This is a genomic window from Pseudomonas sp. CFBP 13710 (genome assembly GCF_014842235.1).
In the GTDB taxonomy this organism is placed as follows: domain Bacteria; phylum Pseudomonadota; class Gammaproteobacteria; order Pseudomonadales; family Pseudomonadaceae; genus Aquipseudomonas; species Aquipseudomonas baltica.
In genome coordinates this window covers 65,965-81,146 of sequence record NZ_JACYVJ010000014.1, presented here as the reverse complement: position 1 = coordinate 81,146, position 15,182 = coordinate 65,965, and the positions used below count along the sequence as shown (strand labels likewise).

The window sequence follows — 15,182 nt, the reverse complement described above, 5'->3', positions numbered from 1 at the left end:
GCGGTGAGTGTGGCCAAGATTCGGTCCGCCGCCTGTTCGGCCAGGACTATAAAAACTACAACGCAAAAATGGAGCACTAATGAATAAGCAGATTTCCAAACTGTTTGCCGCTCTGGTTCTGGCCGGCGTCGCCAGCCACTCGATGGCAGCCGACACCATCAAGATCGGCATCGCCGGGCCCAAGACCGGCCCGGTTGCCGAATACGGCGTCATGCAGTTCAACGGCGCGAAGATGGCCATCGAGCAGATCAACGCCAAGGGCGGCGTCGACGGCAAGCAGCTCGTAGCCGTCGAATACGATGATGCCTGCGATCCCAAGCAGGCCGTTGCGGTGGCCAACAAGGTGGTCAATGACGGCGTCAAGTTCGTCGTTGGTCACCTGTGCTCCAGTTCCGCCCAGCCGGCATCCGATGTCTACGAAGACGAAGGCATCATCATGGTGACCCCGGCGGCCACCAGCCCCGACATTACCGCCAAGGGCAAGAAGCTGGTATTCCGTACCATCGGCCTGGACAGCGCCCAGGGCCCTGCCGCCGGCAACTACATCGCCGATGTGGTCAAACCCAAGATCGTTGCCGTCGTCCACGACAAGCAGCAGTACGGCGAAGGTATTGCCACGGCGGTCAAGACCACGCTTGAAGGCAAGGGCGTGAAAGTTGCCGTGTTCGAAGGCATCAACGCCGGCGACAAGGATTTTTCATCGCTGATCGCCAAGCTCAAGCAGGCCAACGTCGACTTCGTCTACTACGGCGGCTACCACCCCGAGCTGGGCCAGATCCTGCGCCAGTCCAAGGAGAAAGGCCTGAACGCCAAGTTCATGGGCCCTGAAGGCGTGGGCAACGATTCCATCTCGCAGATCGCAGGCGAAGCCTCCGAAGGCCTGCTGGTGACCTTGCCCAAGTCTTTCGACAAGGATCCTGAAAACATCGCGCTGACCAAGGCATTCCAGGACAAGAAGCAAGACCCGAGCGGTCCGTTCGTTTACCCGTCGTACTCGGCCGTGCAAGTGATTGCCGACGGCATCACCGCCGCCAAGAGCGAAGACACCGACAAAGTGGCCGAGGCCATCCACGCCGGTACCTTCAAGACGCCCATGGGCGATCTGAGCTATGACGCCAAGGGCGACCTGAAGAACTTCCAGTTCGTGGTCTACGAGTGGCATTTCGGCAAACCCAAGACCGAAGCCGCCCAGTAAGCCTGGCAACACCCCCACAAAGCCCACTGCATCGCAGTGGGCTTTGTTTTACGAGTGACGGGTACGGCCGGTGCGAACCACCGGCCGGCCCCCTGAAAATCTTGAAACCGTGACCAGCGGTTCACCTGCCCTGCCCGGCAACACTGCGCCAAGGAGAGCGCTCGGGACATGGCCGGAGAAATGCGAACAGGTTTTTAGGAGCGCGGTAAATGCCTGAATTATTCCATTACATGCAGCAGTTGGTGAATGGCCTGACCATCGGCAGCACCTATGCATTGATCGCCATCGGCTACACGATGGTGTACGGCATCATCGGCATGATCAACTTCGCCCATGGCGAGGTGTACATGATCGGTTCGTATGTCACCTTCATCGTTCTGGCTGGCCTGGCCATGCTGGGCATCCACAGTCTTCCGGTACTGATGATCGCCGGCTTCGCCGCCGCCATCCTGGTCACCAGTGCCTATGGCTACAGCATCGAACGTGTCGCCTATCGACCGCTGCGCAACAGCAACCGGTTGATCCCGTTGATCTCGGCGATCGGCATGTCGATCTTCCTGCAGAATTCGGTGCAGCTGTCCCAGGGTTCCGGCAACTTCGCCATTCCCAATCTGCTCCCCGGCAGCCTGACCTTCGGCCCCGGTGGTGCCGAGGAAGTACAGATTTCCTACATGCAGATTCTGGTATTCCTGGTCACGCTGGGAGCGATGTACGGCCTGACCCTGTTCATTTCCCGCTCGCGCATGGGGCGTGCCTGCCGCGCCTGCGCCGAGGACATGAAAATGGCCAACCTGCTGGGCATCAACACCAACGCGATCATCGCCCTCACCTTCGTGATAGGCGCGGCACTGGCCGCAGTCGCGGCCGTGCTGTTGAGCATGCAGTATGGCGTGATCAACCCCAGCGCCGGCTTCCTGGTCGGGCTCAAGGCCTTCACCGCAGCGGTGCTGGGCGGTATCGGCAGCATCCCAGGAGCCATGCTGGGCGGCCTGGTGCTGGGCGTAGCCGAAGCGTTCGGCGCGGATATCTTTGGTGACCAGTACAAGGATGTCGTGTCGTTCGGCCTGCTGGTCCTGGTTCTATTGTTCCGTCCGACCGGCATCCTGGGCCGTCCGGAGGTTGAGAAAGTATGAGCAAGTCTCTTAGATCCGCGCTTTTCAGCGCGGCATTGGTATGGGCCGTGGCCTATCCGGTACTGGGCCTGAAACTGGCCTTCTCCGGCGTTACCCTGGTTGTGCAGAACGCCAGCACCGGCACCCTGCTGACCATTGCCGGCTGTTCGCTGCTGATGTTCCTGCGGGTGCTGTTCGCCGAGCGCATCGGTGGCCTGCGCCGCGATTCGAGCAGGCCGCTGATACCGGCCAAGGCCTCGAACTTCCTCACCCTGCCCAGCACTCAGCGCTGGTTCATCCTGGCCCTGGTGGTGCTGGCGTTCATCTGGCCGTTCTTCGGTTCGCGTGGCGCGGTCGACATCGCAACCCTGATCCTGATCTACGTCATGCTCGGCCTGGGCCTGAACATCGTGGTCGGCCTGGCTGGCCTGCTCGACCTGGGTTACGTGGGTTTCTATGCGGTCGGCGCCTACGGCTATGCCCTGCTCTCGCATTATTTCGGCCTGAGTTTCTGGGAGTGCCTGCCACTGGCCGGTCTGCTGGCGGCAACCTTCGGTTTCCTCCTGGGCTTCCCGGTGCTGCGCCTGCGTGGTGATTACCTGGCCATCGTGACCCTGGGCTTCGGGGAAATCATCCGGATATTCCTGCGCAACCTCACCGACATCACCGGCGGCCCGAACGGCATCAGCAACATCGAAAAGCCGACGTTCTTCGGCCTCTCGTTCGAGCGCCGCGCCGCCGAAGGCAGCCAGACCTTCTACCAGTTCTTCGGCCTGGAATACAGCCCGATCGGCAAGGTCATCTTTCTCTACCTGATCGCCCTGCTGATGGCCCTGGCGGCGCTGTTCGTCATCAACCGCTTGCTGCGCATGCCCATCGGACGAGCCTGGGAAGCGCTGCGTGAGGACGAGATTGCCTGCCGCGCGCTGGGCCTCAACCCGACCGTGATCAAGCTCTCCGCGTTCACCCTGGGCGCGGCATTCGCAGGCTTCGCAGGGAGTTTCTTCGCAGCACGGCAAGGCCTGGTCACCCCGGAATCGTTCACCTTCATCGAGTCGGCGATCATTCTTGCCATCGTTGTGCTGGGGGGCATGGGCTCGCAACTGGGGGTGATCCTCGCCGCCATCGTGATGATCCTGCTGCCTGAATTGATGCGTGAGTTCAGTGACTACCGCATGTTGATGTTCGGCGCCCTGATGGTGCTGATGATGATCTGGCGTCCGCAAGGCTTGCTTCCGATGCAGCGTCCCCACCTGGAGCTGCGCAAATGAGCCAGAACATTCTGCAAGTCACCGACCTGAGCATGCGCTTCGGCGGCCTGCTGGCGGTCAACGGCGTGGCCCTGAGCGTGAAGGAAAAGCAGGTGGTGGCCCTCATCGGCCCCAACGGCGCCGGCAAGACCACGGTGTTCAACTGCCTGACCGGCTTCTACAAGCCCAGCGGCGGGACCATCCTGCTCGATGGCCAGCCGATCCAGGGCCTGCCTGGCCATCAGATCGCTCGCAAGGGCGTGGTGCGCACCTTCCAGAACGTGCGGCTGTTCAAGGAAATGACCGCACTGGAAAACCTGCTGATCGCCCAGCATCGGCACTTGAACACCAATTTTTTCGCCGGCCTGTTCAAGACGCCCAACTTTCGCAAGAGCGAAAGGGATGCCATGGAGTACGCCGAGTACTGGCTGGAAAAGGTCAACCTCAAGGAGTTCGCCAATCGCACCGCAGGGACGCTCGCCTACGGGCAGCAGCGCCGCCTGGAGATTGCCCGCTGCATGATGACCCGGCCGCGCATGCTGATGCTCGACGAACCGGCGGCCGGCCTCAACCCGCGCGAAACCGACGACCTCAAGGCGCTGATCGGGTTGCTGCGTGAAGAGCACAACGCAACCGTGCTGCTGATCGAACACGACATGAAACTGGTCATGAGCATTTCCGACCACATCGTTGTGATCAATCAGGGCACACCCTTGGCCGATGGCACGCCGGAACAGATCCGCGACAATCCTGACGTCATCAAAGCCTACCTGGGGGAAGCGTAAATGCTGCAGTTCGAAAACGTTTCTACCTTCTACGGCAAGATCCAGGCGCTGCACGGGGTCAATGTGGAGGTTCGCCAGGGCGAGATCGTCACCCTGATCGGGGCCAACGGCGCGGGCAAGTCAACCCTGCTGATGACCCTGTGCGGCGCGCCGCGGGCGCACTCGGGGAGCATTCGCTACATGGGCGAGGAACTGGTGGGCAAGGAGTCAGCGGAGATCATGCGCAAGAGCATTGCCGTGGTGCCCGAAGGTCGCCGGGTGTTCGCGCGCCTGACCGTCGAGGAAAACCTGGCCATGGGTGGGTTCTTCACCGACAAGGGCGACTACGAGGAGCAGATGGACAAGGTCCTGGCCTTGTTCCCGCGGCTCAAGGAACGCTTCAGCCAGCGCGGGGGCACCATGTCGGGCGGTGAACAGCAGATGCTCGCCATCGGCCGCGCGCTGATGAGCAAGCCCAAGCTGCTGTTGCTCGATGAACCCTCCCTGGGGCTGGCACCGATCATCATCCAGCAGATCTTCGACATCATCGAGCAGTTGCGCCGTGATGGGGTCACGGTGTTCCTGGTCGAACAGAACGCCAACCAGGCCCTGAAGATCGCCGACCGTGCCTACGTGCTGGAAAACGGCCGGGTGGTCATGCNGTGCGCCCCGCTACCTGTAGGAGCGGTCCGCGGCCGCGAAGGACTTACCGCGGCTCGACTGACAGACCGCGGTAAGTCCTTCGCGGCCGCGGCCCGCTCCTACGGCAGACCGTGAGGCGGAGCGGACGACGTAGTCCCGTCGTCCCTGCGAACACGCTTTTCACGGGCCCTGTGCTACCGTGCTCCTCATCGTTCAGGAGACCCACGATGCACCTGCCCCGCTCCCTCGCCATGCTCGCCCTGCTGCCACTGCTCGCCAGCTGCCAGTCCATCTTCAACCGCGCTGCGGATGCCCCTTCCACTGCAGGCCTGACCCGCATGCAAGGCGCCCTGCAGGGCGACAACGGCCGGCTGTTCTTTCAGCCCTGTGGTGACCCGCGCCGCTATGCGGTAACCGACAGCAATGGCACCGGGGTGTTGCAGGAGGCCTCGCAACTGGCCGGCAATCGCCCTGTGGTGTATGCCGACCTGCGCGGACGTTTCGACGCCAGCACCAACGGCAGCACCGATGGCCAACTGCGCCTGCAGCAGCTCTATCGACTCGATCGCTCGCTGGCCGCGTGCAAGGACCCGGACTTCAAGCTGTCCAGCCTGAGCGCCGCTGGCGAGTCCCCGCGCTGGCAGGTCAGGGTGACCGGCCAGGGCATGATCGTGGATCGCGAAGGTCAGGCTCCCCTGGCCTTGCCCTATGTCGAGGAACAGGTCGGCGATGGCCGCTTCAACCTGTCCACCGAGGCCAACGGCCAGCGCATCGAGCTGTGGGTGGCACCGCAACGCTGCGTCGATACGCGCAATCAGGGTGTGCAATTCCTCGCTGCCGAACTGCGCGTCAACGGCGACGTGCAGCGTGGCTGCGCGACCTTCGGCGGCGCACGCAATCAGTAAGCTGCACCGTCCAGCGTTTTTTACCTGACGACGGGCAGCGCATCGCGTTTATAATGCCGGGTTCTGTTATGCCCCCGGGGCGCGCCCGGATTTTTGGACCTGTCATGCTACGAATCACCGAACTCAAGTTGCCCCTGGACCACTCCGACGACGCCCTGCAACCTGCCATCGTGCAGCGCCTGGGCATCGCCGACGCCGACCTGCTGGACTTCACTCTATTCAAACGCAGCTACGATGCGCGCAAGAAGAACAGCGAACTGCAGTTCATCTACACCGTCGATCTGCAAGTGCGCGACGAAGCCGCGGTGCTCGAGCGTTTCGCCGATGACCACAACGTCAACGTGGCCCCGGATGTCAGCTACAAGGTAGTCGGGCATGCGCCAGGGGACTATGCCCAGCGCCCTCTGGTCGTGGGTTTCGGCCCCTGCGGGATCTTCGCCGCCCTGCTGCTGGCGCAGATGGGCTTCAAGCCCATCGTGCTCGAGCGTGGCAAGGAGGTGCGCCAGCGCACCAAGGACACCTGGGGCCTGTGGCGCAAGAACGTGCTGAACGCCGAGTCCAACGTGCAATTCGGCGAGGGCGGTGCCGGCACCTTTTCCGATGGCAAGCTCTACAGCCAGATCAAGGACCCACAGCACCATGGGCGCAAGGTTCTGCACGAGTTCGTCAAGGCTGGAGCGCCCGAGGAAATCCTCTACGTCAGCAAGCCACACATCGGCACGTTCCGCCTGACCGGCATGGTCGAGAACATGCGCCAGCAGATCATCGCGCTGGGCGGCGAGATCCGCTTCGAGCAGAAAGTCACCGACCTGCTGGTCGATGGCGAGCGGCTGCAGGGAGTGGTTCTGGAAAGCGGCGAGCAGTTGCTCTCCAACCATGTGGTCATGGCCCTGGGACATAGCGCCCGGGATACCTTTCGCATGCTGCACGCGCGCAATGTGTTCATGGAAGCCAAGCCCTTCTCCATCGGTTTTCGCGTGGAGCACCCGCAGGGCATCATCGACCGCGCCCGGCTGGGCAAGTACGCCGGCCACCCGAAGCTGGGTGCCGCTGACTACAAACTGGTCCACCACGCCAAGAATGGCCGCTCGGTGTACAGCTTCTGCATGTGCCCCGGCGGTACCGTGGTCGCGGCCACGTCCGAACCGGGTCGCGTGGTCACCAACGGCATGAGCCAGTATTCGCGCAACGAGCGCAATGCCAACTCAGGCATCGTCGTCGGCATTACCCCGGAACAGGACTATCCCGGCGGCCCGCTGGCCGGCATCGAACTGCAGGAACAGCTCGAGTCCACGGCTTACCTGCTGGGTGGCAGCAACTATCAGGCGCCGGCGCAATTGCTGGGCGACTTCGTTGCCGGCAAGCCCTCCACAGCACTGGGCAGCGTCGAGCCTTCGTACAAACCGGGGGTCACGCTGGGCGACCTGGCACTGTCGCTGCCGGCTTTCGCCATCGAAGCGATCCGCGAGGCCCTGCCGGCATTCGAACGCCAGATCAAAGGCTTCTCGATGCATGACGCCGTGCTGACCGGCATCGAGACACGCACGTCCTCGCCCCTGCGCATCACCCGTGGTGCCGACTACCAGAGCCTGAACCTCAAGGGTCTGTTCCCGGCCGGTGAAGGTGCTGGCTATGCGGGCGGGATCCTCTCCGCCGGCGTGGACGGCGTACGTATCGCCGAAGCCGTAGCGAGGGATATTCTGGGTCTGCACTGACCCTTCGCCACTGCGTATTGGCATTGCCTGGAAAACGCATGCCGCTCACGCCTCAAGCGGGCGCAAAAAAACCGGCCTAGGCCGGTTTTTTCGTCGACGAGTTCGCTTAGTGCGAAACGCGGCTGGTGCCGTCTACCGTCATGATGCGTACACGCTCGCCGACACGGAACACTTCGTTCTCCTGTACGGCCTGAACGTAGGCACGCATGCTGCCGTCGTCCTCACGCACGGTGATTTCCACGCCCTGGGTGCGGGTGAATCCTTCTTCGGTGGCCGAGCCCAGCAGACCGCCAGCCACGGCGCCGATCACGGCAGCGACGATGCTGCCGCGACCGCCACCGACTGCACTGCCGGCAACACCACCGACCACGGCACCCGCGCCACCGCCGATCGGTGTCTTGGTGCCTTCGATCTTGACCGGACGCAGCGACTCGATGGTGCCCATGCGCACGGTTTGCACACGGCGCGCCTCGTCGCGCGAGTAGGAGTCGCCCGACAGGTTGGAGGCACATCCGCCCAGCAGCAGGGACATCGTGGTGAAGCAGGCAACTAGCAGAACTGACTTGCGCATTTTGGCAGGACTCCATGGGGCATGTGTGCATTAGACGCCGCAGGCCAACGGCTGTCACGACACGGTCTATAAAAATTTACGTCAAAGGTGCGTCAAAGGGCGCAGACGCGGGCCTGGATGCTCGACGAGCCACTGAACGTCTGGACAACGGGCAGTGGCAAAAGGTCAAGGCAGGGTCACGGAGCCAGACGTTCGCGAACCCACGAACCGGCTTGCAAGCGATAGTTGAGGCGGTCGTGCAGGCGACTGGGACGCCCCTGCCAGAACTCGATTCGATCAGCCACCAGGCGATAACCACCCCAGTGCGCGGGGCACTCGGGCTCGACAGCGCTGAAGCGCTGCTCGGTTGCCTGCAGCAGCGCTTGCAGCTCGCTGCGATCGGCAATGACCTGGCTTTGCGGCGAGGCCCAGGCACCGAGGCGACTGCCAAGGGGACGGACCCGATAGTAGGCATCGGACTCGGCCGCGCTGACCTTGCTCACCCGCCCTTCTATTCGCACTTGTCGCTCGAGGGTAGGCCAGAAGAAGGTCATGGCCGCAAACGGCCGATCTGCCAGCTGCTGGCCCTTGGCACTGTCGTAGTTGCTGAAGAAGGTGAAACCCTGATCATCCAGGCCCTTGAGCAGCAACACGCGACAATGGGGACGACCTTCGGCATCGACGGTGGCCAGCGTCATCGCGTTGGCTTCCACCGGCGCCTGCTCGGTCTGGACTGCCTCGCCGAACCACTGGCGAAACAGCGCGAAGGGCTCGGACGGTGCCTGTGCCTCGTCCAGCCCATCACGGGTGTAACTACGGCGCATGTCGGCCAGGGCTTGCGTCATGGCAGCAATCCTTGCATCAGTGCGCCTTGGCCTGGTCGTTGCTCACGGCTTGCTTGGCGACGGCTTTCTTGGCCTCGGTTTTCTTGGCAGCCGGGGCGGCTTTCTTGGCCACGGCTGGCTTGGCTGCGGTTTTCTTCGCGGTTGCAGCCTTGGCCGGCGCCTTGGCGGCAGGTTTGGCAACCGGTGCAGGCACGGCCTTGACGTCCTGGGTGGCAAGCATTTCAGCGGCAGTGAAGGTCGGCTGGTTGTACTTGGCCAGCAGGGCCAGCATGGTGTTCTGCGGGGTCAGGAGAATTTCCACGCGACGATTGAGCGAACGACCTTCGACACTGTCGTTGGCGGCACGGGGCATGACCGAACCCATGCCACGCAGCATCAGGCGGTCACGCTGCAGACCGCTGAGGCGGAAGATCGAGGCGATCGACTGCGCACGCTCCTGGCTCAGTTTCTGGTTCAACGGCCCGGGGCCGCTGGTGTCGGCATGGCCCAGGACCAGCACAGCTGTCTTGTGATCGGCGTCGATGGCCTTGGCCACGCGGGTGATCGGGCCGAGGCTGATCGGCAGCAGCATCGAAGGCCGGTCCGGGTTGAACGAGGAGTCGACCGGTGCGGTGATCACCAGCAGGTCTTCGCGACGCTCGAGTTCGAACTTGCTGTCCTTGATGGCTTCGCGCAGCTTCGGCTCGTAGGCGTCGAGCCAGGCCTGGGTGACCTTGGGGTCGACCTTCGGCACGTCGGCAACCTTGGCCTGGGCAGGGGTGCTGCTGGCGCCGAACGGCCACCACCAACGGCTTTCGCTGTCGGACTTGGAATCGGCCTTGGCCACCTTGTCGGTGATGGCCTGCTCGACTTCCTTGTCAGCCGCCTTGCTGGCGACTGCGTCACGGCCAAATGGCCACCAGGCATGCCCGCCCTGGGCCGAGGAATCCTGGGGAGTTTGAGCACAACCGGTAGCGGCCAGGCACAAGGCAAACGCGATGGATTTATTCGGTGACATGGTGCATTCCACAAGGTGTTGGTAAATACAAACCGGTTTAACAAACCGGCCTAAATTATTGATTGATAGAGTAGAGCAGTCATAGCCCAATGGGCGACCGCTGGTCGATTTGTGATCAATCGCTTCAGAGACAACTGCGCAGAACGCGCACCAGGTGCTGTGCTCGTGGGTCCATCAGTATATAGGGGCCCAGTGTGTTCACGGCAAAACCAAAGGCAACATCATGTTCCGGATCGGCGAAGCCGACCGACCCCCCTGCCCCGGGGTGACCGAAGGCGCCCGCACCCAGGCCGAAGGTGGCGTTGGCCACTTGTGGCTGGTCGAGCATGCAGCCCAGGCCGAATCGCGTGGGCGTCATGAGCGTCTTGTCCAGGCCCAGGCTGTGCTCCCGGGTAAGCTCGGCAAGCATGTCGGATTCGAGCAGGCTGCCGTCGAGCAAACCGGCGTAGAAACCGGCCAGGCTGCGGGCATTGCCATGGCCGTTCGCCGCAGGCTGTTGCATGCGTCGCCACTCTGGCTTGTTGGTACTGGTCAGCACCGATGGCGGATTGGTGAAGGCGCGCGTGGCCATGGCCGCGGGTTCGCGCATGGTCACCTGCAACAGACGCTGGGCCGCTTCGTCGCCGACATTGCCCTTGCCGCGGGCGATGTGCGCGACGCGGTGGAACTCCTCATCCGCCAGCCCGACGTGGAAATCCAGCCCCAGGGGTTTGGCCACCCGCGCCACGATGGACTCGCCCGGCCCGCGGTTATCGGCCCGCCGCAGCAGTTCGCCGACCAGCCAGCCGTAGGTGATGGCCGCATAGCCATGCCCAGCACCCGGTTGCCACCATGGCGTTTCCGCCGCCAGCGCGGCAGTCATCCGTGGCCAGTCGTAGAGCGCCTCGGGCGGCAGCATGTCACGCAAGGCCGGCAGGCCGGCCTGATGGCAGAGCAGATGGCGCAAGGTGATCGACTGTTTGCCGGCGGCGGCGAATTCCGGCCAGTAGCGGGCCACCGGAGCGTCCAGCGCCAGCTTGCCCTCGGCCACCAACTGCAGGGCAGTCACGGCGGTGAAGGTCTTGGTGCAGGAGAACAGGTTGAGGATGGTGTCGCTGTGCCAGGCCTGGGTACCGTCCTTGTCGGCAGTACCGGCCCAGAGATCGACGACCGTCTCGCCACCCACCTGGATGCACAGCGCGGCGCCGCGCTCCTGAGGGTTGTCGAACAGTGCCGCGAACGCTTCACGCACGGCTTCGAACTGCAACTCGAAGTGACCTTGTATCTGCACCCTGACTCCCATCGACCACGCCGCGAAAAATGAAGCGCATTGTTTCAGCGATTCAGCGCTTTGTGAACCGCCCTGCCCTCGATTATCGTCGCACCAGGGCCGTGCGGGCCGTCAGGAAATCTCCCGACGGAACGGTGGCAATGCGTTGAGGATGGCCTTGCCGTAGCGCTGGGTGACCAGGCGTCGATCGAGCAGCGTGATGGTGCCGCGATCCTGCTCGGTACGCAGCAATCGCCCGCAGGCCTGGATCAGGCGCAGCGAAGCATCGGGCACGGCGATTTCCATGAACGGGTTGCCACCGCGGGCCTCGATCCATTCGGCCAGTGCCGCCTCCACCGGATCGTCAGGCACTGCGAAGGGGATCTTGGCGATGATCACATGCTCGCAATAGGCACCGGGCAAGTCGACGCCTTCGGCGAAGCTGGCGAGACCGAACAGCACGCTGGAGTCCCCGCCATCGACACGCGCCTTGTGCTTGTTCAAGGTTTCCTGCTTGGACAGGTTGCCCTGGATGAACACCTGCTTGCGCCAGTCGCGGTCCAGGCCGTCGAACACGTCCTGCATCTGTTTGCGCGAGGAGAACAGCACCAGGGTTCCACGATAGCCTTCGACCAGGTCCGGCAGGTCGCGGATGATCGCAGCGGTATGCGCCGCCGCATCGCGGGGGTCGGCTCGCAGGTCAGGGACGCGCAGCACCCCGGCCTGTTCATGGTGAAAGGGGCTGGGCACGATGGCGGTCACCGAGGCCTTGGGAATCCCGGCGCGCATGCGGAAACGGTCGAACTTGCCCAATGCGGTCAGGGTAGCCGATGTCACCAAGGCACCGTAGGCGACGTTCCACAGGTTGCGGCGCAGCATCTCAGCCGCCAGGATCGGGCTGGCATTGACTTCGATATCGTACAGCGCACCGCCATCGGCCAGGGTCAGCCAGCGCGCCATGGGCGGACTGTCTTCGGGGTCTTCGGCGGTGAAGGCCGTCCACAATTCCCAACTGCCCTGGGCGCGAGCCAGCAGGCTGCCGAACAGCGGGTACCATTCCTCGGCCTGATGGCTGGCAATGCCCACGTTCTTTTCGCCGTCCATGCCTTCCTTGAGCAACTCGCTCAAGCGGGTGAACAGGTCGGTCAGTTTGGAAAAGCCCTTCTTCAGCTCGATGCCCATTTCCCGCATATGCTCGGGCACCACCCCGCCGACGAAGCGATGGCGTGGGCGCTCACGGCCTTCCATGTCTTCGCCGGGCTTGAAGTCCGCCAGTTGCTCGCAGGCGCTGAACATGAACTGCTGCTGGGTCTTGATCTCACGGGCCAGCTCCGGCACCTGCTCGATCAAGCGCCCCAGGTCACCCGGCAGCGGGTGCTGGGCGAGCAGCTTGGTCAGGTTCTTGGCCGTGGTTTCCAGCCAGTCGGCTGTGGAGCGCAATCGGCTGTAGTGCGCGAAATGACCGATCGCCTTGTCAGGCAGGTGATGGCCTTCATCGAATACGTACAACGTGTCGCGCGGGTCGGGCAGCACTGCCCCGCCGCCCAACGCCAGGTCGGCCAGTACCATGTCATGGTTGGTGACGATCACATCGACCTTGCCCATGCCTTCGCGTGCCTTGTAGAAGGTGCACTGGGCAAAGTTAGGGCAATGGCGGCCGGTGCACTGGCTGTGGTCGGTGGTCAGGCGCGACCATTGCTGATCTTCCAGGGCCACCGGCCAGCTGTCGCGGTCACCGTCCCATTTGTTGCCGGCCAGTTTCTCGATCATGCTGGTGAACAGTTTCTGGCTCGCCTCGTCGACCTCGATCTTGAAACCTTCCTCTTCGAACAGCTGCGCGGTCGCGCTCTGCGCGTGTCCTTCCTGCAGCAGCACGTCGAGTTTGGACAGGCACAGGTAGCGTCCGCGGCCCTTGGCCAGCGAGAAGGTGAAGTTCAGCCCGCTGTTGCGCATCAGGTCGGGCAGATCCTTGAACACGATCTGTTCCTGCAGCGCGACCGTGGCCGTGGCAATCACCAGGCGCTTGCCGGCCGCCTTGGCCACCGGAATCGCGGCCAGGCTGTAGGCAACCGTCTTGCCGGTGCCGGTGCCCGCTTCCACCGCCACCACCGCCGGATCGCCCGTACGCCGGCCTTCGTCATCGCACGCGATGTCGCCCAATACCTTGGCGATTTCGGCGATCATCAGGCGCTGGCCATAGCGCGGCTTGAGGCTCTTGGCTTCGAGAAAACGCGTGTAGGCGCCCTGGATCGTGGTTTTGAGTTCGTTACTGATCATCGGCTGGTCATGGCGAAAGGCTGGATATATTTTCAGTGGTTCTCATCGGGTCGCTATCATACCCTGCTCGACTTCGATGTGCTGGCTGGAGATACCCATGAGCGCCGACAGCGTGTTTCAAACCCTGCATGGGCTCGCTGTGCTGATGTGGCTGGGCGGCATGCTGGCGACGTGGACGATCCTGCGCCCGGCCGGGCTGGCAGTGCCTTCGCGGGTTCAGCGCCTGCAGCGTCTGGTGGATATTTTCCCACGGCTGTTCGGCGGGGTCTGGGCCGCCGTGCTGATTCTTCCGATCAGCGGCGTCGCCCTGCTGCGCCTGCGCTTCACCGGCTTCGAGACGGCGCCACGCGACGTACAGATCATGATGGGCCTGTACGTGGTCATGGTGGCCTTGTTCCTGCGCATGCAGGGCCTGCAACTGCCCGCGCTGCGCAAGGCCGTGGCGGCCCAGGCGTGGGCGGACGGCGCGATCGCCGTGAAGCAGCTGCGTCGCCTGGCGGTGGGTGGCCTGCTGCTGGGCCTGGCGACCGTGGTGCTGGGTATGGCCAGGCAGTTCTGAACCAACCTGGTCAGAAGCGCTGGATGCTCAACGTGCCTTCGGTGCCCGCCTCGCCTGCTCTCCCCGGCAAGCCCTCGCGACCCGACTTGCCGCCTTCGGCGCGGTACACCACGCAGCCCCTGGATTTGCCTCCGGCGCCCGGACGTCCGGGAACACCGGCAGCGCCGCCCTGGCCGCCGTCGGTGCGCACCTGGATCGCTTCGCTGGCGAAGGTCGCCGGCAGGCGCAGGCGGACATTGGCGCCAGGCGCACCAGGCAGGCCGTCGCCGCCATTGTCACCGTTGCCACCGCGTCCCGCCGAGCCCCAGGTACAACCAGGCGCCTGGCCATTGCCACCGTCCAGACCCGCATAGCCATCGGCACCCGCGCCGCCGCGCGCGTCGATGTTCACCTCCAGGGCGTCCAGCGATTGCAACTGCACGTCAAGATTGCGCCCTGCGCGAGCCGCCTTCTGATGGGTACCGGGCGCGCCACGGGCGAGGATCTGGCTGCCGCTGCCAAGCTCTGCATGCTGCGCGCGCAGGCGCAACTCCTGCTCGCCCGGCACTATCGCAATCCGCGCCTCATGCCCCAGGCGCAATTGCTCGACACTGAGTTCGGTCAGGTTGGCGGGAATCAGCAACGTGCCGTAATCCGCTACCTCCAGGCGCTGCAACTGCAGCACGCTGGAGCTGGCCGGCAGGCGCAACAGCGAATGAGGTTCGACACTGACCGACTCGGCCAATGCCAGCGGCGCAAACAGTACTGCCAACAAACCCAGCTTACGCATGGCTAGCCTCGGTATCGGACGGTGCGGGAATGGATTGGATGTGAAAGATCCCGGCCAGCAGGATCTGGACTCGGTCAAGCCACGGATGGCTGCGCCCGCGCAGGCGCTTGTTGAAGGCGATCGCTTCGATCAGGTGCAGGAACAGCAACGTGCCGCCGGCCAGGTTGATCAGTGCATGAAACGGTTTGACCATCGGCATGAACAGGTTGAGCAGTACCACCCACCAGAACAGCAAGGTCAGACATTTACCCAGAATCAGAAATCCTTTCATGTGCCCCCCACGGCATTGGCTAGGCGCACATTAACGGCTGGGAGGTGGCGGTGACCAGAGGCCGGCAGGAAAAACCTGCCGA

At 63.5% G+C, this 15,182-nt stretch carries 14 protein-coding genes and 1 pseudogene; 8 read left to right on the top strand and 7 right to left on the bottom strand.

All coding sequences use genetic code 11. The features are described 5' to 3' along the window. The first annotated feature begins 79 nt into the window (after nucleotides 1-79). From IFT44_RS20190 to IFT44_RS20160, 7 genes and pseudogenes are all read left to right on the top strand, one after another. The gene (locus tag IFT44_RS20190; RefSeq protein ID WP_122476442.1) at nucleotides 80-1,195 is read left to right on the top strand and encodes a branched-chain amino acid ABC transporter substrate-binding protein; all 1,116 of its coding nucleotides are present in this window, start codon (nucleotides 80-82) and stop codon (nucleotides 1,193-1,195) included. 209 nt (nucleotides 1,196-1,404) lie between these two features. Beyond that, complete coding sequence (gene livH, locus IFT44_RS20185) at nucleotides 1,405-2,328, top strand: high-affinity branched-chain amino acid ABC transporter permease LivH (RefSeq protein WP_122476443.1); 924 nt, start codon at nucleotides 1,405-1,407, stop codon at nucleotides 2,326-2,328. Then, nucleotides 2,325-3,578, top strand: a complete 1,254-nt coding sequence (locus IFT44_RS20180) for a high-affinity branched-chain amino acid ABC transporter permease LivM (protein WP_122476445.1) — start codon at nucleotides 2,325-2,327, stop codon at nucleotides 3,576-3,578. The genes livH and IFT44_RS20180 overlap by 4 nt, the downstream gene beginning before the upstream one ends. Next, nucleotides 3,575-4,342 (top strand): high-affinity branched-chain amino acid ABC transporter ATP-binding protein LivG, encoded by a 768-nt coding sequence (livG, locus tag IFT44_RS20175; RefSeq protein ID WP_122476447.1) that lies wholly within the window; start codon nucleotides 3,575-3,577, stop codon nucleotides 4,340-4,342. The genes IFT44_RS20180 and livG overlap by 4 nt, the downstream gene beginning before the upstream one ends. Further along, nucleotides 4,343-4,982, top strand: a pseudogene (locus IFT44_RS20170) (ABC transporter ATP-binding protein); the annotation flags it as partial. It lies immediately after the preceding gene. A 208-nt stretch (nucleotides 4,983-5,190) separates the two neighbouring features. Beyond that, the gene (locus tag IFT44_RS20165) at nucleotides 5,191-5,868 is read left to right on the top strand and encodes a hypothetical protein (protein WP_122476450.1); all 678 of its coding nucleotides are present in this window, start codon (nucleotides 5,191-5,193) and stop codon (nucleotides 5,866-5,868) included. A gap of 104 nt (nucleotides 5,869-5,972) precedes the next feature. Further along, nucleotides 5,973-7,583: an NAD(P)/FAD-dependent oxidoreductase gene (locus IFT44_RS20160; protein WP_192052898.1), complete on the top strand. Its 1,611-nt coding sequence runs from the start codon at nucleotides 5,973-5,975 to the stop codon at nucleotides 7,581-7,583. A gap of 106 nt (nucleotides 7,584-7,689) precedes the next feature. On the opposite strand, the gene IFT44_RS20155 is transcribed toward IFT44_RS20160, so the two are convergent. The 5 genes from IFT44_RS20155 to dinG form a co-directional block, all read right to left on the bottom strand. After that, nucleotides 7,690-8,154 (bottom strand): glycine zipper 2TM domain-containing protein, encoded by a 465-nt coding sequence (locus tag IFT44_RS20155; protein WP_043185261.1) that lies wholly within the window; start codon nucleotides 8,152-8,154, stop codon nucleotides 7,690-7,692. A 176-nt stretch (nucleotides 8,155-8,330) separates the two neighbouring features. Further along, nucleotides 8,331-8,978, bottom strand: coding sequence for a pyridoxamine 5'-phosphate oxidase (pdxH, locus tag IFT44_RS20150; protein ID WP_192176465.1), 648 nt, complete (start codon nucleotides 8,976-8,978; stop codon nucleotides 8,331-8,333). 16 nt (nucleotides 8,979-8,994) lie between these two features. Then, nucleotides 8,995-9,975: an OmpA family protein gene (locus IFT44_RS20145; protein WP_192176464.1), complete on the bottom strand. Its 981-nt coding sequence runs from the start codon at nucleotides 9,973-9,975 to the stop codon at nucleotides 8,995-8,997. 124 nt (nucleotides 9,976-10,099) lie between these two features. Beyond that, entirely contained in the window at nucleotides 10,100-11,245 is a 1,146-nt protein-coding gene (locus IFT44_RS20140; RefSeq protein ID WP_192176463.1) for a serine hydrolase, read from the bottom strand. A gap of 111 nt (nucleotides 11,246-11,356) precedes the next feature. Beyond that, nucleotides 11,357-13,501: an ATP-dependent DNA helicase DinG gene (dinG, locus tag IFT44_RS20135; RefSeq protein WP_122476457.1), complete on the bottom strand. Its 2,145-nt coding sequence runs from the start codon at nucleotides 13,499-13,501 to the stop codon at nucleotides 11,357-11,359. 97 nt (nucleotides 13,502-13,598) lie between these two features. On the opposite strand from dinG, the gene IFT44_RS20130 reads away from it, so the two are divergent. After that, entirely contained in the window at nucleotides 13,599-14,060 is a 462-nt protein-coding gene (locus IFT44_RS20130) for a DUF2269 family protein (protein ID WP_122476458.1), read from the top strand. Nucleotides 14,061-14,070: 10 nt separating this feature from the next. Here IFT44_RS20130 and IFT44_RS20125 read toward each other — a convergent pair whose 3' ends face one another. Together IFT44_RS20125 and IFT44_RS20120 are read right to left on the bottom strand one after the other, a co-directional pair. Then, on the bottom strand, nucleotides 14,071-14,829 hold the full coding sequence (locus IFT44_RS20125; RefSeq protein WP_192052890.1) for a collagen-like protein: 759 nt from the start codon (nucleotides 14,827-14,829) through the stop codon (nucleotides 14,071-14,073). Then, nucleotides 14,822-15,100: a DUF1145 domain-containing protein gene (locus IFT44_RS20120; protein WP_122476462.1), complete on the bottom strand. Its 279-nt coding sequence runs from the start codon at nucleotides 15,098-15,100 to the stop codon at nucleotides 14,822-14,824. Before IFT44_RS20120 ends, IFT44_RS20125 begins: the two co-directional genes overlap by 8 nt. Nucleotides 15,101-15,182: the final 82 nt, after the last annotated feature.

Excerpts from the sequence above, each read along its gene's own strand:
- IFT44_RS20190 (WP_122476442.1), top strand. The coding sequence starts at position 80 with ATGAATAAGCAGATTTCCAAACTGTTTGCCGCTCTGGTTCTGGCCGGC.
- livH (WP_122476443.1), top strand. The coding sequence starts at position 1,405 with ATGCCTGAATTATTCCATTACATGCAGCAGTTGGTGAATGGCCTGACC.
- IFT44_RS20180 (WP_122476445.1), top strand. The coding sequence starts at position 2,325 with ATGAGCAAGTCTCTTAGATCCGCGCTTTTCAGCGCGGCATTGGTATGG.
- livG (WP_122476447.1), top strand. The coding sequence starts at position 3,575 with ATGAGCCAGAACATTCTGCAAGTCACCGACCTGAGCATGCGCTTCGGC.
- IFT44_RS20165 (WP_122476450.1), top strand. The coding sequence starts at position 5,191 with ATGCACCTGCCCCGCTCCCTCGCCATGCTCGCCCTGCTGCCACTGCTC.
- IFT44_RS20160 (WP_192052898.1), top strand. The coding sequence starts at position 5,973 with ATGCTACGAATCACCGAACTCAAGTTGCCCCTGGACCACTCCGACGAC.
- IFT44_RS20155 (WP_043185261.1), bottom strand. The coding sequence starts at position 8,154 with ATGCGCAAGTCAGTTCTGCTAGTTGCCTGCTTCACCACGATGTCCCTG.
- pdxH (WP_192176465.1), bottom strand. The coding sequence starts at position 8,978 with ATGACGCAAGCCCTGGCCGACATGCGCCGTAGTTACACCCGTGATGGG.
- IFT44_RS20145 (WP_192176464.1), bottom strand. The coding sequence starts at position 9,975 with ATGTCACCGAATAAATCCATCGCGTTTGCCTTGTGCCTGGCCGCTACC.
- dinG (WP_122476457.1), bottom strand. The coding sequence starts at position 13,501 with ATGATCAGTAACGAACTCAAAACCACGATCCAGGGCGCCTACACGCGT.
- IFT44_RS20130 (WP_122476458.1), top strand. The coding sequence starts at position 13,599 with ATGAGCGCCGACAGCGTGTTTCAAACCCTGCATGGGCTCGCTGTGCTG.
- IFT44_RS20125 (WP_192052890.1), bottom strand. The coding sequence starts at position 14,829 with ATGCGTAAGCTGGGTTTGTTGGCAGTACTGTTTGCGCCGCTGGCATTG.
- IFT44_RS20120 (WP_122476462.1), bottom strand. The coding sequence starts at position 15,100 with ATGAAAGGATTTCTGATTCTGGGTAAATGTCTGACCTTGCTGTTCTGG.